The sequence below is a fragment of the Novosphingobium sp. KCTC 2891 genome, assembly GCF_025938155.1.
Classification (GTDB): Bacteria; Pseudomonadota; Alphaproteobacteria; order Sphingomonadales; family Sphingomonadaceae; genus Novosphingobium.
Window position 1 is genome coordinate 245,069 of sequence record NZ_JAPCZG010000005.1, and the last position, 19,545, is coordinate 264,613.

The 19,545-nt window shown below is 67.0% G+C and carries 19 protein-coding genes; 11 read left to right on the top strand and 8 right to left on the bottom strand.

Features of this window, described 5'->3' with window-relative positions; all coding sequences use genetic code 11:
- Positions 1-2: 2 nt before the first annotated feature.
- The 7 genes from OLX02_RS12155 to mprF all read left to right on the top strand — a co-directional run bounded on the left by OLX02_RS12155 (position 3) and on the right by mprF (position 7,023).
- A complete protein-coding gene (locus OLX02_RS12155) occupies positions 3-974 on the top strand; it encodes an HlyD family secretion protein (protein ID WP_264423180.1) in 972 nt (323 codons plus the stop codon).
- A complete protein-coding gene (locus OLX02_RS12160; protein WP_264423182.1) occupies positions 971-2,398 on the top strand; it encodes an efflux transporter outer membrane subunit in 1,428 nt (475 codons plus the stop codon). Before OLX02_RS12155 ends, OLX02_RS12160 begins: the two co-directional genes overlap by 4 nt.
- A gap of 66 nt (positions 2,399-2,464) precedes the next feature.
- Complete coding sequence (locus OLX02_RS12165; protein ID WP_264423184.1) at positions 2,465-2,848, top strand: group III truncated hemoglobin; 384 nt, start codon at positions 2,465-2,467, stop codon at positions 2,846-2,848.
- Positions 2,848-3,153, top strand: coding sequence for a DUF1971 domain-containing protein (locus OLX02_RS12170; RefSeq protein WP_264423186.1), 306 nt, complete (start codon positions 2,848-2,850; stop codon positions 3,151-3,153). The genes OLX02_RS12165 and OLX02_RS12170 overlap by 1 nt, the downstream gene beginning before the upstream one ends.
- 76 nt (positions 3,154-3,229) lie before the next feature.
- Positions 3,230-3,958: a virulence factor gene (locus OLX02_RS12175; protein WP_264423188.1), complete on the top strand. Its 729-nt coding sequence runs from the start codon at positions 3,230-3,232 to the stop codon at positions 3,956-3,958.
- 102 nt (positions 3,959-4,060) lie between these two features.
- Positions 4,061-4,411, top strand: coding sequence for a DUF2147 domain-containing protein (locus tag OLX02_RS12180; RefSeq protein ID WP_264423190.1), 351 nt, complete (start codon positions 4,061-4,063; stop codon positions 4,409-4,411).
- Positions 4,408-7,023 (top strand): bifunctional lysylphosphatidylglycerol flippase/synthetase MprF, encoded by a 2,616-nt coding sequence (mprF, locus tag OLX02_RS12185; protein WP_264423192.1) that lies wholly within the window; start codon positions 4,408-4,410, stop codon positions 7,021-7,023. The genes OLX02_RS12180 and mprF overlap by 4 nt, the downstream gene beginning before the upstream one ends.
- Positions 7,024-7,037: 14 nt before the next feature.
- Here the strand turns inward: mprF and OLX02_RS12190 are convergent, their stop codons facing one another.
- Genes OLX02_RS12190 through OLX02_RS12205 form a run of 4 tightly spaced genes read right to left on the bottom strand, consistent with a single transcriptional unit; the run spans position 7,038 to position 9,013 of the window.
- Positions 7,038-7,580 carry an rRNA large subunit pseudouridine synthase E gene (locus OLX02_RS12190; protein WP_264423194.1) on the bottom strand — a complete coding sequence of 181 codons (543 nt, stop codon included), beginning with the start codon at positions 7,578-7,580 and terminating at the stop codon, positions 7,038-7,040.
- Between the two features lie 13 nt (positions 7,581-7,593).
- On the bottom strand, positions 7,594-7,968 hold the full coding sequence (locus OLX02_RS12195; protein WP_264423195.1) for a reverse transcriptase-like protein: 375 nt from the start codon (positions 7,966-7,968) through the stop codon (positions 7,594-7,596).
- Positions 7,965-8,654 (bottom strand): spermidine synthase, encoded by a 690-nt coding sequence (locus OLX02_RS12200; protein WP_264423197.1) that lies wholly within the window; start codon positions 8,652-8,654, stop codon positions 7,965-7,967. The genes OLX02_RS12195 and OLX02_RS12200 overlap by 4 nt, the downstream gene beginning before the upstream one ends.
- 23 nt (positions 8,655-8,677) lie before the next feature.
- On the bottom strand, positions 8,678-9,013 hold the full coding sequence (locus OLX02_RS12205) for a DUF6481 family protein (RefSeq protein WP_264423199.1): 336 nt from the start codon (positions 9,011-9,013) through the stop codon (positions 8,678-8,680).
- A gap of 388 nt (positions 9,014-9,401) precedes the next feature.
- On the opposite strand from OLX02_RS12205, the gene OLX02_RS12210 reads away from it, so the two are divergent.
- Both OLX02_RS12210 and OLX02_RS12215 read left to right on the top strand, forming a co-directional pair.
- Positions 9,402-9,602, top strand: coding sequence for a hypothetical protein (locus OLX02_RS12210; RefSeq protein WP_264423201.1), 201 nt, complete (start codon positions 9,402-9,404; stop codon positions 9,600-9,602).
- The gene (locus OLX02_RS12215; protein WP_264423203.1) at positions 9,599-9,829 is read left to right on the top strand and encodes a hypothetical protein; all 231 of its coding nucleotides are present in this window, start codon (positions 9,599-9,601) and stop codon (positions 9,827-9,829) included. Before OLX02_RS12210 ends, OLX02_RS12215 begins: the two co-directional genes overlap by 4 nt.
- Before the next feature lie 50 nt (positions 9,830-9,879).
- On the opposite strand, the gene OLX02_RS12220 is transcribed toward OLX02_RS12215, so the two are convergent.
- From OLX02_RS12220 to OLX02_RS12230, 3 genes are all read right to left on the bottom strand, one after another.
- A complete protein-coding gene (locus OLX02_RS12220; protein WP_264423205.1) occupies positions 9,880-12,921 on the bottom strand; it encodes a hypothetical protein in 3,042 nt (1,013 codons plus the stop codon).
- Between the two features lie 154 nt (positions 12,922-13,075).
- Positions 13,076-14,392, bottom strand: a complete 1,317-nt coding sequence (locus tag OLX02_RS12225; RefSeq protein WP_264423207.1) for an Hsp70 family protein — start codon at positions 14,390-14,392, stop codon at positions 13,076-13,078.
- A gap of 56 nt (positions 14,393-14,448) precedes the next feature.
- Entirely contained in the window at positions 14,449-15,321 is an 873-nt protein-coding gene (locus OLX02_RS12230) for a rhodanese-related sulfurtransferase (protein ID WP_264423209.1), read from the bottom strand.
- Between the two features lie 184 nt (positions 15,322-15,505).
- Between OLX02_RS12230 and OLX02_RS12235 the strand changes: the two genes are divergently transcribed.
- Positions 15,506-16,528: a phosphotransferase family protein gene (locus OLX02_RS12235; protein WP_264423211.1), complete on the top strand. Its 1,023-nt coding sequence runs from the start codon at positions 15,506-15,508 to the stop codon at positions 16,526-16,528.
- Entirely contained in the window at positions 16,525-16,944 is a 420-nt protein-coding gene (locus tag OLX02_RS12240) for a hypothetical protein (RefSeq protein WP_264423213.1), read from the top strand. Before OLX02_RS12235 ends, OLX02_RS12240 begins: the two co-directional genes overlap by 4 nt.
- Before the next feature lie 308 nt (positions 16,945-17,252).
- Here OLX02_RS12240 and OLX02_RS12245 read toward each other — a convergent pair whose 3' ends face one another.
- Entirely contained in the window at positions 17,253-19,523 is a 2,271-nt protein-coding gene (locus tag OLX02_RS12245) for a TonB-dependent receptor (protein WP_264423215.1), read from the bottom strand.
- Positions 19,524-19,545: the final 22 nt, after the last annotated feature.

A 19,545-nucleotide genomic window follows, 5' to 3' on the forward strand; every position in this document is an offset into this window, starting at 1 on the left:
CCATGACCACCTCGTTCCTTCCCGCACCCAAGCAGATGATCCGGCTAGCCACGACAGGCGCGCTGGTCCTCGCCGCGCTGATCGGCGGCAAGGCGCTCATCACCTATTACGAATCCGATCCGTGGACGCGCGATGGCCGCGTGCGGGCGGATATCGTGCAGGTGGCGCCCGACGTGGCAGGGCTGGTCACGCAGGTCTACGTGACGCACGACCAGAAGGTGCACCGGGGCGACGTGCTGTTCGAGATCGACCCCTCTCGCTACAAGCTCGCGCTGCAGCAGGCGACGACGCAGATCGACGAGGCCCAGGCCAGCGCCGCCTCCGCCCGCGCCGCCGCGATGCGCGCGATGGCCAAGCTGGCCGAGGCGCGGCGAGAGGCATCGCGCAACCGCGGCCTGGGCGATCTGGTGGCCGCCGAGACGACCGAGCAGAGCGAGACCAGCGTCGCCGAGGGCCAGGCCGCACTGGCTGAAGCGCGCGCCGCGCAGGAATCAGCCGCCGCCAAGCTGGAAGTTGCCCGCGATGCCCGCAACCTGGCCTTGCTGAACCTGTCGCGCACCCGCGTGGTCGCGCCGATCGACGGTACGCTGTCGGATATGCCGCTGCGGGTGGGCAACTACGTCAGCCCCGGCAACCCGGTGATGGCGCTGATCGACATCGCCAGCCTGCGCGTGGAAGGCTATTTCGAGGAGACCAAGCTGCCGCGCGTCCACATCGGGCAGGCCGCGACCGTCCGCCTGATGGGCGAGAAGAAGGCGCTTACCGGCCATGTCGTGTCGATCGCAGCGGCAATCGAGGACCATGATCGCAGCGCCACCAAGAACCTGCTGCCCGCGATCAACCCCACCTTCAGCTGGGTCCGCCTTGCGCAGCGCATCCCCGTGCGCATCAAGCTGGACAATCCACCGGCAGACATCGCCCTGATCGCGGGGCGCACCGGCTCCGTGTCGCTGACCATGGACGACAAGCGGTGAGCGGGCCGAGCTTCCTGCGCGCCGCGTTGACCGGCGTCGCCACGATGGCCCTTGCTGCCTGCACCGTGGGGCCGGACTATCATCTGCCGCAAAAGGCGGCAGTGAACCTGCCCGCCGCGAACGGCCCGCTTGGCCAGGAGCCGGGGCCGCGCTCCGGGCTGACCCGCCCGGACGACCTGCCGCCGCGCTGGTGGCACATGTACGACGACCCGGTGCTCGACCAGCTCGAGGAACAGGCGCTGGCGGGGAACACCGAACTGCGCGTGGCAGCGGCCAATCTCGCCCGCGCGCAATCGATGACCCGCGCGGCGGAAGGCGCCAACGAGCCGGAATTCAGCGTCGAGGCGGCAGCGCAGCGCGCGCGGCTTTCCGGAGAATCCTTCTTGCTGCCGGAATCGCTGCCCGTGGCCAACCTGGGCCATGTCGGCGTGGAGATGAGCTACCAGCTCGACCTGTTCGGGCGCGTCCGCCGCTCGGTGGAAGCCGCGCGTGCCGACGAGGAGACCGACGAGGCGCTGATGGGCGCGGTCAAGGTCACGCTGGCGGCCGAAGTGGCGCGGGCCTACCTCGCCCATTGCGGCGCGCAGGAAGGTGGCGACCTCGCCGAAGCCGCGCTCAAGGTGCAGGAGCGCATCGCGGACAGCGCGCGGCGGCTGGCGGCGGCCGGGCGCACAAGCACGATCGAAGTGACCGCGGCGGAAGGCCGCGTGGCGCAGGCGCGGGCGGAGATACCGCTTCACGCCGCCCGGTCGCGCGCGGCGCTCTATCGGCTCGCCTTCCTGATGGGACGCGCTCCTGCCGATTTCCCCCGCGAAGCGCTGGCGTGCCGGCGCCTGCCGATGATCGCCCGGCCGCTGCCCGTGGGCGACGGCGCGGCGCTGCTGGCGCGGCGGCCGGACGTGCGCGCCGCCGAACGGCAGCTGGCGGCGGCCACCGCGCGCATCGGCGTCGCCACCGCCGATCTTTACCCGCACATCGGCTTCGGCATCTCCGCCGGATCCACCGGGTTCCTTGCGGACATCGGCAAGGCGGCGGCCAACAGCTGGGGCATCGGATCGCTGATCCAGTGGGCGTTCCCCGGTGCCGGCGCGCGCGAACGGGTGCGCGCGGCTCATGCCGACACCGACCGGGCACTGGCCCGCTTCGACGGCGTGGTACTGGGCGCGCTGCGCGAGACCGAGACCGCGTTGTCCTCGTACCAGCACGATCACGACCGCGCGCTGGCGCTGGCGGACGCGCGCGATGCCGAGGAGCGCGCCGCCGAGGAGCAGAAGCGGCTCCACGATGCCGGCCGGGCGCCGGTGCAGGCCGATCTGGGCGGACAATTCGCCCTGGTCGCCGCGCGTGCGCGCGAACTGGCCGGGCGCGAGGCCGTGGCGCAGGACCAGGTCACGCTGTTCCTCGCCCTGGGCGGAGGATGGTAGGCCGCGCAAGTGTTGCGAAGCGGCGGTAGCAGGGCCATATCCGGCCCAGTAGAGGAGCGTTCCGCCGTGCCCGATGCAGAAATCAGCGAAGTCGACATTGCCCGCCTAGTCCCCGCGTTCTACGCGCGCGTCCGGCAAGATCCGGTCTTGGGGCCGATCTTCGACGGCGCGATCCACGATTGGCCCGAACATCTTGGAAAGTTGCAGGATTTCTGGTCATCGGTGATGCTCTCCAGCGGGCGCTACAAAGGCCAGCCGATGGTCGCGCATGTCCGCCAGGAAACGCACATGACCGCCGGGAACTTCGGCCGCTGGCTGGAGCTGTGGCGCGAGACCACCGAGGAATTGCTCGGCCCCGACAAGGCGCAGGCGTTCCAGGCCAAGGCCGACCGCATTGCCGAAAGCCTGCAACTGGGGGTGCAGTTCCACCGCAATCGGCGCGCGGCGTGATGGCGGCGCTTCCATCAGGCGCGCAGCCCTACAAGCGCACCCCCACATTCACGGAAGACAGCGTGCCCGCGGGCCTGCTCAAGGATCATTCGACCAAGGACGGGACGTGGGGCCTGATCCGGGTGGAAGAAGGCCGGCTGCGCTATATCATCACCGATCCGCGCCGGGCGGCCGACGAACGCGTGCTGGAACCGGGCGGTGATCCGGGACTGGTCGAACCGACCATCCTGCACCGTGTCGAGCCGATCGGGAGCGTCCGCTTCCACGTCGAGTTCCTGCGCGAGGACAACACGGGCGAGGAATAGGCGGCGGGCCGTCCATGACAGCAAGTTAATCCGGCTCTCACCACCGGGACAGCTGGCGCTGCGTAGAAACGGCATCATGGCCGTCCGCCCATCCCACCGGAAACTGTTCGCGTTGATCGCGGCCCTGCCGATCCTGGCCTTCGCCACGATGGCTGTCGGCGGCTATTTCGACCGGGACGCCGTTCGCTACCTTGATCCCACGACGCCGCGTACCACCGATCTGGTGGCGGTGTACCTTTCGGGCGACATGGGGCTGGACGTGGGCGCGGGCGAAGGCGCCGTCGCGGCCTTGCGCGGGCGCGGAATCCCCGTGCTCGCGGTCAATTCCTCGGCGCTGTTCGGCATCGGGCGTGATCGGGCCTATGTCGATGCCCTGGTCGCCGATGCGGCGGCGCAGGCCGTGGCGCGCAGCGGCGCCAGCCGGGTCGCGCTGATCGGCAATTCCTTCGGCGCCGACGTGCTTGGCACCGGCATCGGCACCCTGCCCGCCGACTTGCGCGCCCGGATCGCATCGGTGGTGCTGGTGGTGCCGGGAACCACCGTGTTCTTCCACGCCAATCCCAGCGGCCTGTTCTATCAGGGGCGGCCCGACAGCGACCCCCGCCGAACCGCACGCCTGCTGCGCGGCCTGCCGGTGACCTGCATCTACGGCAGCCGCGAGGACGAAAGCCTGTGCCGCGCGCCCGAACTGGCCCGGGCGCGCCGCGTCGCGATCGACGACGGGCACCTGATGCTGCGGCATTACGATGCGCTGGCGAGCGCCATCGCCGACGCAGCGCTCGCTCCCCCCGGCCCGATGCTCTGACGTCCTGCAACGCTCGATCGTCTGCCTGAGCAAACCGAAAGTCGCCTGCCCGTGCCCCTTTCCGCCCCTCTTCTCCCGGTCCTCGCCCTTGCGGCGGCGGCGATGTCGCCTGCCGCAGATCCGCTATGCGGTGCATGGCGGAACGAAGACGGCTCGGTATCGGTGCGCGTGGATCCGTGCGGCGGCAAGCTGTGCGGCACGGTCACCAGCGCATCGGCCACTGCGATGGCGGATGCACGGGATGGCGGCACCGAGCACCTGATCGGCACGCCACTGCTCGAAGGATACCGCCGCGACGGGCGAAACCACTGGAGCGGCACGGTGTTCGTGCCCGACCTGGGCCATCGCTTTTCGTCGCACATCGTCATGCTCGATCACAACCACGCGCGCATAGCCGGGTGCCTGATCAGCCATTTCCTCTGCCAGTCGCAGCTCTGGCAACGCCAGCCATGACCCCGGCCGCCGATCATTTTGCGGATTGGGTCGCCGCTCCCGGCTGGCGACCGGTATGGCGCACGCTTGCCGTTGCCGTGCCGGGAGCACTGGTGGCCGCGTTCCTCTGGCACGTCGGTGCCCGCCTGGCGCACGAGATCAGCCCGGCCGCAGCGCTGGCCGCGTTGCGCGGGCTGGCGTGGCAGCACCTTGCGCTGGCAATCGCGCTGACCGCCGCGAGCTATCTGCTGCTGACCTTCTACGACCGGCTGGCACAGCGCCTGCTGGGCGTGCGCGTGCCCATCAACGTGACGATGCGCGCGGCTTTCACCAGCTATGCCCTGTCGCACACGCTGGGCTTCGGCGCGCTGACCGGCGGATCCGCGCGGCTGCGCATCTATGGTCGGGCGGGCGTGCCGGCGGCGACGGTCGCCAAGATCGTGGTCATCGCGGGCGTTTCGTTCTGGATCGGCGTGGCGGTGGCGACGGGTGCGGCGATGCTCTCCATGCGGACGGCGCTGGCCTTCGGCGGGCTGAAGATCACTCCGCACGCGGCGCACGCGGCTGGCCTTGCGGTGCTGGCGGCGGTGATGTGCCTTATCGCGGCAACCGCCCTGCGCCCGGCAGCCATGGCGCGGCTGTTCCGGCTGGTGGAAGCGCCCGGCCCGTCCAGCGTGATCGCGCTGGCGCTCGTCTCCACGGCCGACCTCGCCTGTTCAAGCCTTGCGCTCTATGTGCTGCTGCCCCACGCCGAGTGGCACTTCGCGCGCTTCATGCTGGCCTATGCGATGGGCATCACCCTAGGCCTGGTCACACACGTTCCGGGTGGCATCGGCGTGTTCGAGGCCGTCATCCTCGCCGCGCTGGGGGCCACCGACGCCGGCACGGCCGGCACGGTCCTGGCGGCGTTGCTCGCTTACCGCGTGATCTATTATTTCCTGCCGCTCGTCATCGCGCTGCTGCTCAACGGTGCGATCGAGACGGCACCGGCGGTGCGGCCCGGCGCGCGCCTGTTCATGCGGCTGACCGGACCTGCCCGCCGGCTTGCGCTGGCGCTCAGCCCCGCGTTCTTCGGCGCGATGAGCTTTGCCGGCGGACTGGTGCTGCTGCTGTCGGGCGCGCTGCCCGCCGAACACGCGCGGCTGCACGATCTGGTCAACCTGCTGCCCTTGCCTTTCATCGAGACCTCGCACCTCGCCGCCAGCCTTGTCGGTACCGGTCTGCTGCTGGTCGCCCCCGCGCTTGCCGCGCGGCTCGCCAGCGGGATGCGCGCGGCGCGAGTGCTGTTCTTCCTCGGCGCCATGTTCTCGCTCGCCAAGGGGCTGGATTTCGAGGAAGCCGCCGTCATGCTGGGCATGGCCACGCTGCTGCAACTGGCTGCACCGGCATTCTACCGGGGGCGGACGGGCGCCTTTTCCACGCACAACCTGCCCTGGCTGATCGCGGCGGCGATTGCGGTGATGGTGGCGACTGGCATCGGCACCACGTTCTACAACGCCGATCACTTCCGCTCGGACCTGTGGTGGCATTTCGCGCTCTACGGCGACGGATCACGCGCGCTGCGGGCCAGTTTCGGCGCCAGCGTGCTCGTGACCGCCTTCGCCATGCGCGAATGGATGACCCGGCCGCGCGCGATCGGCGGACAGACGGTGCTCCCGGCCGATGTGGCAGCGCGGGCGATGGCCGCCGCGCCCCGCAGCGACGCCGCGCTCGCCTTCACCGGCGACAAGCGGTTCCTGATCGGCGCTGCGGGTGACAGTTTCCTGATGTTCCGTCCGCAGGGGCGCACCTGGGTGGTGATGGGCGATCCGGTGGGGCCGCGCGCGCGATGGAGCGAACTGGTGTGGGATCTGCGCCGGCTCGCCGATCTGAGCAACGCGCTGCTCTGCTTCTATCAGGCGAGCGAGGCCATGCTGCCGGTACTGGTCGAACTCGGCCTGTCGACGATGAAATACGGTGAGGAAGCGATCGTCGATCCGCAAGCCTTCACCCTTCAGGGCAGCCGCATGAAGGGGCTTCGCAACAGCCACGCGCGCGCGGTCCGCGAGGGGCTGTCGCTGATGGTGGTGCCACGGGTGGACGTGCCGCGCTGGCTGCCGTTGCTCGCGCCCATCTCCGACGGCTGGCTGGCTGCGCAGAACGCGCAGGAAAAGGGTTTCAGCCTGGGCCGGTTCGATCCGCTCTACCTGACCCGGTTCGACATGGCGGTGGTGATGCGCGGCGGAGCGCCGGTCGCCTTCGCCAACCTGTGGCGCTCGGGCGACGGCGCGGAAATGTCGGTGGACCTGATGCGCCAGTCGGAGGCGGCGCCGCCAGGGACGATGGACTTCCTGCTGGTCGAGCTGATCCTGCTGGCCGGACGGCAGGGCTGCAGCCGCTTCAACCTGGGCCTTGCCCCGCTTTCAGGACTGCCGGGCGGACGGCTCGCACCGTTCTGGGCGCGGCTGGCGCGGGTCGCCTACGACCTTGGCGGCGCGCTTTACAACTTCGCGGGCCTGCGTTTCTACAAGCAGAAGTTCATGCCCGCGTGGGAAAGCCGCTATGTCGCCTGCCCGCAGGGACCGGCCGGTTTCTTCGCGGTGGGGGCGGTGATTGCCCTGGTCTCCGGCGGCGGCTCGAACGGGCGCGCCTGACGAGAAAGGCGGCCTCAGTCGGCGATGCGGTATTCGCCCGGGGCCAGCCCCTCCAGCGTCCAGTCCCCGATGCGCCAGCGCACCAGCCGCAACGTGGGCAAGCCGACAGCGGCAGTCATCCGGCGCACCTGGCGGTTGCGCCCTTCACGGATCGTCAGACTGATCCAGTGATCGGGCACGCTCTTGCGGAACCGCACCGGCGGATCGCGCGGCCACAGTTCCGGAGGGTCGATGCACTCGGCCTCAGCCGGCAGCGTCAGCCCGTCGTTCAGGCGCACGCCTTGCCGCAACTGCCGAAGCGCGGCTTCCTGCGGGGCGCCTTCCACCTGCACGAGGTAGGTCTTGGGCATCTTGAAACGCGGGTCGGCAATGCGGGCCTGCAACCGGCCGTCGTCGGTCAGCAGCAGCAGCCCTTCGCTGTCCCGATCAAGTCGGCCCGCCGGATAGACACCCGGCACATCGATGTAGGCGGACAGGGTCGGACGCGCCGTCTGCGTGCCGCTGTCGGTGAACTGCGACAGGACGCCGTAGGGTTTGTTGAAGAGGATCAACGACACACCCTGCCCTCCATCACAGCCCGGCGCGCAGCCGCTCCAGCGCGATGCCGGCCAGATTCTGCGCGCGGCCGATACGCCGCACGCGGACGCGCGCGAACCCGGCGGCGAGCGCGCGGAACTGGGCAAGGTAGGCGTGGAAGCGCTCGTCCCGGCACTTGGCGGTGCCGTTCGCCTGCCCCACGATCAGCGCGGAATCGCCCAGCAGGGTCACGTCCGAATGCCCGCCCTCGCGCGCGATCGTCGCAGCGTGGATCAGCGCCAGCCATTCGGCATCGCTGTTGTCGCCCAGCCCCAGATCGGCGCAATGGTGCGCCTTTCCGGAGGCGAACACCATCGTCTCCAACGGGCCGGGATTGGGCCGGCAGCCACCGTCGAAGTAGATCTTCACGCTGTGCCGATGGCGCCAGGCTTGCGCGCAAACCAGATGTGATGGTGCGCGCCTTCGCCGTCGTGACCCTCGCGGACCGTCACCTCTTCCACGTCGAAACGGGCATCACGCAGGCGCTGGAGAAACGCCGCGCTGGGTTCGGCGGACCAGACGGCCAGGATTCCATCCGGCCTGAGCGCCGCCATGGCGGCCTCCAGTCCTTCGGGACCATAAAGCTGGTCGTTGGCCCGGCGGACGAGGCCATCGGGCCCATTGTCCACATCGAGCAGGATCGCATCGTAGGCCTCACGCGCCGAGGCGATCAGCATGGCGACGTCTTCGTCCACCACCACCACGCGGGGATCGTCCAGGCATCCCGCCGTCAGGTGGCGCATCGGACCATGCGCCCACGCGATGATCTCGGGCACGATTTCCGCCACGGTGAGCCCCGCGTCCTCACCCAGCACCGCCAGTGCGGCGCGCAGGGTGAAGCCCAGGCCATAGCCGCCGACCAGCCACTGGGGGTCGGTCCGCTTGCCGAGCCGTTCGCAGGTCATCGTCGCCAGCGCTTCTTCCGAAGCGCTGACACGCGTGCTCATCAGCTCGTTGTGCTTGAGAAAGATCGTGAACTCGTCCCCGCGCTGCATCAGGCGCATTTCTACGCCATCGGGCGCGTGGGCGGTGCCGATCAGTTCGTGCCCGGTCAACGGGGCCTCAGCCGGTGCGCTGTTTATTTGCGGCGTGCCTTGCGCGCGGCATACCGCGCATCACGGGCAGCCTTGCGCTCGGCCTCGGTCAGTTCGGGCTTTGCCGCCTGGGCCTTGGCCGCTTCCTCGCGCTCCAGCGCCTTCGCCTGCTGTGCGGCGCGCTTCGCCTCGCGTTCGGCCAGCGCGGCCTCTCGCTTCGCCGCAAGCGCTGCTTCGCGTTCCGCAGCCTTGGCGGCACGCTCGGCCTGGACAGCGGGATCGAGCGCGGGCTTGGCCTGCAAACGGGCAAGCGCCTTTTCGCGAGCCTTCGCCGCGGCGGCAACCCTGTCCTCGAAGCCCGGTTCCTTGTATCCTGCCATCAATTCCTATCCAAATAGTGCAAAGCCTGGCCATCGGGGGCCGGCCCGTCGCGGATTGCCACGCAATGTTCCGCGACGTTCGTGTGCCAGCTGACGAACGATCCGCAGCACGGGCAATCCGCATGGGGGACCGTGCCTGAAATCGCCCGTTGTGTTACGGCCGGCGCGAAATGCGCCATAGTCCTTGCGGGTGGGTTGTCAAAGCAATCCTCCCGCAGTCGCGGATAGCAAGCGAATATGACGATTGGCCCGCGCCGTCGATCAAGGGGCTGGTCGCCCTTGAAAAACTCGCGGAAATCCTTATATTGCGCCTATCGCTGGCAGTAGCCTTGCACGCCAGCGCCTGAGAGACAAATCGCGCTCCCGCACATCGCGCAGGAGAGCGTCCTTGGATCTTAATCAACTTCTTTTCCAGCATCAGGCAGCATTGCTGCAACGTGGTGCCCAAGGGCCGAAGGATACGCCGTTCCTCTCGTGCGATCTGGTCCGCCACTATCACAAGCGGATCGCACGACTGCGCGAAGAGCTTGGCGTTGCGCCCTACCCCGACTGCTCGGGCAACATCGCTCATGGGATGGCCCCGGCATGACCCGGGCCATCAACCTCGCGCTCCCGGAAGAGCGGGTCCAGACCCTGTGCGGCCAGAAGGGCGTCAAGATCAGCGCCATCGAGAGCCTGCCCTCGGGCGGCACCCATCTGGTGTGCCGGACCATCGAAGGCGCGGACGAAATCCGGCGACTGCTCCAGAAGCACCTCATTGCCGGCCCCGTGCGACGTTTCGCATTCTACCGGGCGCCTCCCTCCAAATATTTCTGAACGCCGGGCGGTTACCGGGCGGCGCGGCAAACGCTGGGCCGCCGAACCACCTATGCCATGAAGAGATAGTCGGCGACGGCCGTGTTCGCCGCCCCTTCGAGCGTCGCGATGAGCGTCAGTTCGCTGGCGGAGACCTGCGCGTTGCCGTCGGCCGAACGGAACAGGTAGAGCGCCGAGCTGGCCCCGTCGTCGACCACGAACACCGCGGTCCGGTCGGTGGCGATGGCGGTGCTGGCCGAACCGATCGCGGCTGCGGCCGCATCCTTGCCCAGCGTGGCCAAGTCCGTGGTGAAGATCACCAGTTCCGCGCTCCCGGCAAAGCCGCCGGGCGCTCCGCGCACTGCCGATCCTTCGACCAGAAGGTCGCCGTCACCGGTCCGCAGACTACTTTGCGAGATGCCGATCCTGTCGGTACCCGACGCAAAGTCGGTGACGTGGTCGCTGCCGACCTGGGAATTGAACACAAAGCGATCCGCGCCGTTGCCGCCCGTCAGGGTATCGCTTCCTGCACCTCCATTGATGGTATCGTTGGCACCCTTGCCGTCTATCCGGTCGTCGCCGGCGTAGCCGCTGAGCGTATTCATGGCATCGTTGCCGGTGATGACATTGGCAGCGCTGTTGCCCCCGCCGGCGATGACGGCGTTGAGCGTGTACTGCGCGGATGCCAGCGTCAGATTTTCCAGCCCGGCACCCAGTGTCCAGTCCCACAGGCTGATGACGGTATCGACGCCATCGGTCCCTGATTCCGAAATGACGTCGGTGTTGCGGTCGACCACATAGGTATCGTCGCCATTACCGCCCGTCAGGACGTCCGACCCCACCCCGCCATCAAGCCGGTCGTTGCCCGACCCGCCGTTCAGCCGATCGTTGCCGGCGCCCCCCGATATGGAATCGTTGCCGGCATAGCCGGTCATGCTGTTGTCGAGCACATTGCCGACAAGCACGTTGTCGCGGCCGTTGCCGTTCCCCATGGTCGCCGTCGTGCCCACCAGCGTCAGGTTTTCGAGCAGGCTGCCAAGCGTCCAGTTCACCGAACTGATGACGGTGTCGATGTCCGTCGCGGTGCTCTCGACGATGACATCGGCGCTGGAATCGACCACGTAGGTATCCGCACCGGCACCGCCGCTCAGAACGTCGTTGCCCATTCCCCCGTCGAGCCGGTTCGCTCCCGAATTGCCCGTCAGCCGGTCGTTGAAATCCGACCCGACAAGATTTTCGATCCGCGTCAGCGTATCATTGCCAAAGCCGGTCGCCTGCGCAGCCGTGATCGCAAGGCTGACCGTGACCGCCGCCCCGGCATTGGCGTAATTTGCGGTATCGATGCCCGCGCCGCCGTCGATCCGGTTGGCGCCGGCATTGCCGGTAATCACGTTGTCCAGCCCGTTGCCCGTGCCGCTGATGCCGACTGTCCCCGTCAGCACGAGGTTTTCCACATTGGCGCTCAGCCTGTAGCTGATCGAGGCACGGACCGTATCAATCCCCTCCCCGGCAGCTTCCACGACCTTGTCGGCACGCGCGAGAACGTATGTGTCGTCGCCCTGGCCACCCACCAGCGTGTCGGTGAGCAGCGGATTGGCGGCGCGAAACACGTCTCCGAAACCGCCATTGCCGTCGGTCGCCGCCAGGTTGCTGGCCCCGCTCTCGAACACGATCCAGTCGCCGCCCGACGAGATTTTGGCATGGCCGCTGGCTCCGTTCGCGGCGCCGCCGCTGGCAGTGCGCGATACCAGCGCGATCGCACCGGTCTGGAGATCCTTGACGAACACATCGGCATATCCGTTGGTATCGTTGGCCACCAGCGCATCCGACCCACTGGTGAACACCACCCAGCGCCCATCGTCCGAGATCGAGGCATCGCCGCTGGAAACGCCGACACCGACGCCTTTCGCGGTCGAGGAGACCAGTTGCAGGGTCTCGTCGAATACATTGTAGGCGTAGACATCCGTGCCGTTCGACGTGTCGGCCGCCACAAGATTGCGGCCCGTCTCGAACACCACGATCAATTTGCCATCGTTGTAGGACACGTCCGGATTGAACGCTCCATTGTCAGGATTGGAAACGGGAACCAGATGATCGGTCAGGTTGACCGTGCCAACGAGCTGATTCCACACGAAGATGTCGCTGTATCCGTTGGTGTCTCCGCTCAGATTACTCGCGTCGCTCTGGAACACCACGAATTCGCCGTCTGCGGAGATCTTGGCGTTGATGCTCTCGCCATTGCCATCCGTACCGCCCAGGCTTGTGGAAAGGCGTCTTGTCGTGCCGGTCTCGAGATCCTTGAGGAAAACATCGGTCTGGCTGGTCGATCCGCCAGCCGCATAAGTGGAGGTGTCGCTCTCGAACACCACGTAGCGCCCGGTCGCCGATATGTCCGGATTGAGCGCGCGCCCGTTGCCGGCAAGCACCCCGTCGGTGCCGGTCGAGGCGCGCACGATGACGTTGCTTTGCGTGTCCGCCACATAGATGTCGTAGAGCGCGCCGCTATACGGACCGCTGACAAGATTGCTCGAAGCGCTCGAAAACGCGACATAGCGGCCATCGGCCGAGATCACCGGTGATCCCGCGCCCGATCCGCCCACGACGCCAGCGGCATTGCGATGCTCATTCGCCGGCGTTCCCCTGGCGATGTTCTTGACGACGATGCCTTCGCCGCCGCCAGTCCCGAATTGCGCCCAGTCGCCCTCGAACGCCACGAAATTGCCATCGGCGCTGATCGACGGGCGGGAACTGGCCACCGGCGAACCCGTGCTGCCCTTGCGCGAAACGTGGTTGAGCGGGGCCAACGCGACATTGCCGAACAGCACGTCATTCCCGTAGCCCGCGAATACCCTGTCCGCGCCGCCCAATCCCCAGAGGTTGTCCCAGCCGCCGTTGTCGCCCGCGTCCGTACGAATTTCGTTTCCGTAGGCATCGCGGACAAGGCTGGAGGTGCCATCGCCGAATTGCACGCTGCCCGAATTGCGGAAGTCCAGGTTCGCGACCGAGAGTGCCCCGGCCGAAATGCCATCCAGCCAGACCGTCTTTCCCGCGATGGTCAGCCCCAGATCATCGCCAACACGCGAAACCTGCAAGTCCGGCGCGAGCGAGTACAACGAGTCAAACCGCAGCACGTCGGCGAGATGGGAAAATTATCGGGGATCGCCGTTTTTCGGTCAATCTCTAGCTGGCGCGGTTCTTATATTAATTTATCTCGATAAAATAATGATCTAGCCTTTAATCCCAGACATTGTCCGATCCTGCACAGGCCTACGCGTCTGGCGTTACCGTCCATTCCGCAAGGTCCGGGGCATCGCCGATCAGCGCCAGGCCATGGGCGATCGAGGTCAGTTCGTTCCCGCTGTCGATCCGGCTCTCGCCGAACCGCCCCTCGAACAGCCGGCGGACCGCGGGGATCAGCGACGAACCGCCGGTCAGGAACACGCGGTCGATCTGCTCGGGCCGCAACCCAGCGCTGGCGAGCGCGGCATCGACGGTTTCTTCGATCTGGCGAAGGTCGGGCGCGATCCAGCTTTCAAATTCGGCGCGCGAAACTTCCGCCTCGATCGAAAGGTCGGGGCTTTGGAAGCTGAAGCCGGCGTGCGTCTCGCTGGAAAGGCCGCGCTTCAGCTTGCCCACCGCCTCATAGAGCGGATAGCCCAGCTCGTTCTCGACCACCGCGATCATCCGCCCGATCGATGCCGGATCGGATGCGCTGTGCTGCAGCCGCGCCAGTTCCGCCAGCGTTCGCCGGTTGCGCATCAGCGCCAGCCGCGACCAGTCGCCGAAATCGGTGAAGTGGCCGTCGGGGATTTCGAGCACCTTGTCGAACGAGCGATAGGTGCCGCCCTTGCCCAGCATGGGCAGGACCAGCCGGTCCATGATGCGGAAATCGAACCTGTCGCCGGCGATGCCGATGCCCGCGGACCCAAGCGGCACGCAGCGCCGCGTGGCGCCGGGCGCATCGACGCGCACGATCGAGAAGTCGCTCGTGCCGCCGCCGAAATCCGCGACGAGCAGCGTTGCCGGCTGATCGAGCCGCGAGGCATAGCCATAGGCCGCCCCCAGCGGCTCGTAGACATAGTGCACTTCGCGGCCGAGGGCGCCGAACATCGCGTCGTAGCGGGTGCGCGCCAGCGCTTCATCGGGCCGGGAACCGACGAACCGCACCGGCCGCCCCACCACGACACGCTCGGGCAGCTGTCGCAGGGCTTCGCCGCCGTGGGCCAGCACATGGTCGAGGAATATCCGCCCCAGTTCCTCGAAGCGCAGCCGCTTCTCGAACACGGTCGCGTGTTCGAAGGCGGGGTTCGCCGCGACCGACTTGAACGATTGCAGGAAGCGGCTGCCTTGCGGAAAGTCGAGGAACTCCGCGATGGCCCAGGGACCAGCCTCGTGCGCCAGCCCGTTCCGCACGCCGCCATCCTGCCAGAAGCACAGCGCGGTTCGGAAAACCGAAGCGGTCCCGTCGGGGGCAGCGAAGTCGGCCAGTTGCACCGTGCCGTCTTCCGCCGCGAGCGCGACGACCGAATTGGTGGTGCCAAAGTCGATCCCGACCGTGCGGGGTGAGGGAAGCCCGGCTGGCATGACGTGCAATTCCTTCTGATCGAAAGCGGCGCGCGCCTATGACAGCACCCCGGCGTTCACGCAACCGCCGGAGGCTCGGCGTCCTCGTCCGCACGGCATGAAGGACACCCCACGCCGGGCTCATAGAGCGGCGAGGCAGCATCCTTCGGACTGACCGGGTGGCCGCACGCCTGGCAAAGCACGTGCGTACCCTGCACCAGACCGTGGCCGATGGCCACCCGCTCGTCGAACACGAAGCATTCGCCCTGCCAAAGGCTCTGCGGCTCAGGCACCTTTTCCAGATAGGCCAGGATGCCGCCCTTCAGATGGAACACCTCGTCCACGCCCTCCTGCTTGAGGAAGGCCGTCGATTTCTCGCACCGGATTCCGCCGGTGCAGAACATCGCCACCCTGGGCGCCTTGCCCGTGCCGAGCAGCCTTTCGCGCTCGCGCCGGAACCAGCCGGGAAATTCGCGGAAGGTGCGGGTGTGTGGATCAATCGCGCCAGCGAAAGTGCCGATCGCCACTTCATAATCGTTGCGCGTGTCGATCAGGATCGTGTCGGGGTCGGAAATCAGCGCGTTCCAATCCTCCGGGGCGACATAGGTGCCCACGCTGGCGCGCGGATCGATGTCCGGCTCGCCCATGGTGACGATCTCGCGCTTGAGCCGCACTTTCATGCGGCCGAACGGCATCTCGGCCGCGGTCGAGAACTTCACGTCCAGCCCGGCACAGCCCGGCAGCGCGCGGATATGATCGAGCACCGCGTGGATGCCGCCACTTTCCCCGGCGATGGTTCCGTTGATCCCCTCGGCCGCGAGCAGCAGCGTGCCCTTGACGCCTTGCGCCTCGCACAATCGCAGCAATGGCTCACGCACGGCGGCGCAATCCGCGATGGGGGCGAACTGGTAGAGGGCGGCAACGCACAGCCCCTGCGGATCGGATGTCACGCCGGGTCACTCCTTTGGATCTGGGGATCGCTTGCCGCGCGCCTTAGTGCGGAACGCCGCCAGACGCAAAGCCGCCGCCAGCGTGACTGGTATCCGTCCCTTTTGGCAGCCGCGTTCGCGGGCATTGTGCTGCTTCGGCATTGCGAATGCCGGCGCGGCAATGACCGCAGGGAGAGAACGGACGATGCGTGACCTGACTGACCGGTCGCTGACAAGCTATCTGGGCAAAAAGATGCCCGGCTGGCGCGACGTGGGCGTAGCGGGACTGCACCGCCTGCCGATGGGCGCATCGCGCGAAACCTTCCGCTTCGATCTCACTTACACCGACGAGACGGGGCCGCATTCGCTCCAGGTCATCCTGCGCCGCGATCCGCCAGCCTCGAACGTCGACAGCGACCGCCGCCACGAATACGAGGCCTATCGCGCGATCCATGGGCACGGCATCCCCGTGCCGCGCATGATCCTGCTGGAGGAAGACGCCAGCCACTTCGACGGCGCGATCTCGCTGGCGGAGGACCTGCGCGGATATCACAACAGCGAATACCAGTTCCAGGACCCGGCATGGGCAGACCGCCTGCCCCACCTCGCGCGTGAGATGTGGACCACCATGGGCCGCCTCGCCGCCGTGCCGGTGGAGGACCTCGACCTGTCGTTCACGCGCCCCGCCACGCGCGAAAACACCGCGCAGCAGGAGCTGGACTACTGGGTCGCCTCGCTCGATAGCCACGACATCGGCCCCGAACCGATCATCCGCGCCGCGATCCGCAAGCTGCGCCGCTGGTACCCGGTGGCGACCAAGCTGGCCCTCGTCCACGGCGATTTCCGCGCGGGCAACTTCCTCTATGACGATGCGGGCGACCTGAAGGCCGTGCTCGACTGGGAAATGGCCCATTGCGGCGATCCGCTCGAAGACCTCGCCTGGTCGATGACCCGTACCTTCTGCTTCGGCAAGAACGACCTGCGCTCTGGCCTCGCCACACGCGAAGAAGCCATCCGCCTGTGGGAGGAAGGCAGCGGCATGAAAGCCGACCCGGACGCGCTCGCGTGGTGGGAACTTTTCATCTGCGTGAAGGCGCAGGCGATCTGGAACGCGGGCACCCACGTCTGGGCGACCGGACAGGGTCGCGAGATCATCCACGCCTATGCCGCCTGGTGGCTGCGCAACGCGCAGGACAAGGCCGCCCTCGAACTGATGGGGAAGCTGTGAAGCCCGACATCTCTCTCGCGGTGGCCGAACTGGCCAACCGCCTGCGCACGGACCTGCTGGCCGAACTGACCGGCTTTCGCGCCAACGTCGCCGCCATGGGCGCGGCCATGCTCGACATGGTGGCTGACGAATGGGACGGTGCGACGGCCCGCCTCGTCCGCGAAAACCGCGCCTTTCGCGCGCTGCTGGACCAAGGTGCGGCGATTTACGGCTCCCCGGCCCCCGGCGGCGATGACGAGGATCTGCGCGTGTCCGCCCTCTCTTGCGAGAATGACCGTCTGCGCGGCCTCATCACGGACCTGATGGCGCGGCTCGAGGATGATGAAAGCGCACCCGCCCAAACCCTGCTCGACGCAATCTGGGCCGAACTCGCCCGCACCGTCAGCGAACGCCGGATTGCCTCCGCCAACTTCTGACAAGCCCTGCTCCCTCGAAGCGCCGGGGATCCGCCAGGATCTCCGGCGTTTTGCATTTGCGCACTTCTTCCGCCTGAATCATCAGGCTTGAGGGGATGGAACCACGACCAGGCTCGTGCCGTGATTTTGGGCTATAGCTGGAAGCCGCACCGCCTGCCCAATCTCTTGATGCCCGCAAAGGCGTCGCTTCCGGAAAGTCCGCTTTCCAACGCCGCCATCACCATTCCGTCCCTTCGCCGCCTCGCCAAAACACGAAGGGCGCCGGTGGTTTCCCACCGACGCCCTTGCGCGTTGACCGCCCCTCTCGGTCAGAAACGGTAGGCGAACGAACCGCCGAACTGGCGCGGCGGCGCGGCGACGAGGTAGTCGTAACCGAACGCGCCACGCAGGTCCAAGCCGTCGGCGAAGGTCTTGCGGTTGAACAGGTTGTTCACCCACAGGCGCACCGTGTACTTGTCGGTGTCGTAGCTGAGCTGCGCGTTGACCTTGGCATTCGGCCCCTGCGCGAGACGGCCGTTGCCGTTCAGCTTGTTGTACGGCGTGAAGTACGACAGGCTGGAGTAGACGAACGAGGGCGTGAAGTTGAACGCGCCGTTGCCGTACTTGGCCAGTTCCCAGTCGATCTTGCCCGAGGCCTGGAAGCGCGGGGCATAGGGCACGCGCTGGCCGGCGATGCTGCCGAACAGCAGCTGCGCCTGCTGGTACTTCGCATCAAGGAACGAACCGTTGGCGCTGATGCGGAAGGTGCTCGACGGCGCGAGCGAGGCTTCGAATTCCACGCCCTTGATCTTCGACTTGTCGACGTTGGCCAGCAGCGTCTGCGCGCCGTCGGTCTCGTTGATCTGCTGGTTGCGGTACTTCATCAGGAAGGCCGAAACCGACAGGGTCAGCATGTTGTCGATGAAGCGCCCCTTGGCGCCCACTTCATAGGCGTCGACCTTTTCCGGCTTGGTCGTGTTGATCGGCGCGCTGAAGCACTGGCCGCAATAGGCCGCGCTGCGATAGCCGCGGCTGTAGCTGGCATAAAGCATCTGACCGTTGTCGAAGGTGTAGTTGAGCGCCAGACGCCCGGTCAGCGCGCTCGACCGCAGCGGAAGCGTCGGACCGGACACGACCTTGCCGCTGGCCGCATCGTAGCTGCCATGGATGTAGAAGCTGGTGTCGATCGGGAAGATGTCGGTGCTGCGATCCCCCGTGTAGCCGGCCGACGGCGCGATGGACGAGGCATAGTTCTCGTAGCTGGAACGGTCCCAGGTATAGCGCAGGCCCAGCGTGACGCCGAAGTGGTTGTTGAACTTCTGGTCGGCCTGGGCGAACACTGCGCTCGACTTGCGGATCTGATCGTAGAACTGGTGGATCATGGCCGCGCCATCGAACAACCAGTAGTACGAATTCGACGCATCCTTGTCGTAACCGTAGTAGCCACCCGCCTGGATGTTCGTGTCACCCTGCGCATAAGTCAGGCGGACTTCCTGGTTGAACATCTTGAAGCGGTTGCCGTAGAGCGTATCGAGCGGCTGCGTCAGCACGGCCGAGGTCAGGCCGGTGCCTTCCTGCGTGAACTCCTGCTGGGCATGGTCGTACGAGGTCAGAGACGTCAGCGAGAGCGTGTCCGACAGGTCGTACTTGACCGTCAGCTCGACACCTTCGGCGCGGACATAGCTGTGGCCCAGACGCTTGGAGTCCGTTTCGAAGAAGGTCATTCCCTTCTCGTTGCGGCCGGTGTCGAGCACGGGGTTGCGGTCGTTCTCACCCGTGCCGAGGTTGAACACGCCCGCCTGGGTGGGGTTCGAGCGCCCGTAGGTGCCCTTCAGCGTCACCGTCAGGTCGTCGGTCGGCTTCAGCAGCAGGATCGCGCGGGCGGCGAAGAAATCGGTCGAGTTGGCGTCCGCTTCACCCTGCGCGATGTTCTTGATGTAGCCATCGCCGTGGCCATAGTTGAACGAAACGCGCAGGCCCGCCTTGCCTTCGGACAGCGTGGTGTCGAGCGCGCCCGAGGCGGTGAAGGTGTTGTAATTGGCGTAACCCACCTGGAAGTTGCCGCCCATGCCCGAAAGCGAGGGCTTCTTCGACAGGAAGTTGATCGCGCCGCCGGTGGTGTTGCGGCCATAGAGCGTGCCCTGCGGACCGCGCAGCACTTCGACGCGTTCGAGATCGAACAGCTGGAGGCCATGCACCGCGCGCGCGGCGATGTAGGCGTCGTCGAAGTAGATGCCGACCGGCGAGGCCTGGTTCGGGTTGTGCTCGTTCGCGACGCCGATGCCGCGGATCGTGAAGTTGGGCTGGCTGTCGCCGTAGGGGCTGTTGACCTGAAGCGAAGGCACCATGCCGGTCATCTGCGCGGTATTGGTGATGCCCCGCTTGGTCAGATCGTCCTGCGACAGCGCGGTCACGGCGACCGGCACCTTGAGGATGGATTCAGCGCGGCGCTGGGCGGTGACGATGATCTCGCCCGGGGCGGCAGACGCCTGCCCTTCGGCCTGCGGCTCTGCCTGCGCATGAGCAAGGCCCGGTGCAGCGAGCGCGGTGGTCAGGGCCAGCGATGACAGCAGGCGGCTGGAAATGCGATTCTTTCTCATGGTTTTCCCCTCCCGGACGCTT

Bases quoted from the DNA above. Each gene is read 5' to 3' on its own strand.
- OLX02_RS12155 (WP_264423180.1), top strand. From the start codon at position 3: ATGACCACCTCGTTCCTTCCCGCACCCAAGCAGATGATCCGGCTAGCC.
- OLX02_RS12170 (WP_264423186.1), top strand. From the start codon at position 2,848: ATGGCGGCGCTTCCATCAGGCGCGCAGCCCTACAAGCGCACCCCCACA.
- OLX02_RS12175 (WP_264423188.1), top strand. From the start codon at position 3,230: ATGGCCGTCCGCCCATCCCACCGGAAACTGTTCGCGTTGATCGCGGCC.
- OLX02_RS12180 (WP_264423190.1), top strand. From the start codon at position 4,061: ATGTCGCCTGCCGCAGATCCGCTATGCGGTGCATGGCGGAACGAAGAC.
- mprF (WP_264423192.1), top strand. From the start codon at position 4,408: ATGACCCCGGCCGCCGATCATTTTGCGGATTGGGTCGCCGCTCCCGGC.
- OLX02_RS12205 (WP_264423199.1), bottom strand. From the start codon at position 9,013: ATGGCAGGATACAAGGAACCGGGCTTCGAGGACAGGGTTGCCGCCGCG.
- OLX02_RS12215 (WP_264423203.1), top strand. From the start codon at position 9,599: ATGACCCGGGCCATCAACCTCGCGCTCCCGGAAGAGCGGGTCCAGACC.
- OLX02_RS12225 (WP_264423207.1), bottom strand. From the start codon at position 14,392: ATGCCAGCCGGGCTTCCCTCACCCCGCACGGTCGGGATCGACTTTGGC.
- OLX02_RS12235 (WP_264423211.1), top strand. From the start codon at position 15,506: ATGCGTGACCTGACTGACCGGTCGCTGACAAGCTATCTGGGCAAAAAG.
- OLX02_RS12245 (WP_264423215.1), bottom strand. From the start codon at position 19,523: ATGAGAAAGAATCGCATTTCCAGCCGCCTGCTGTCATCGCTGGCCCTG.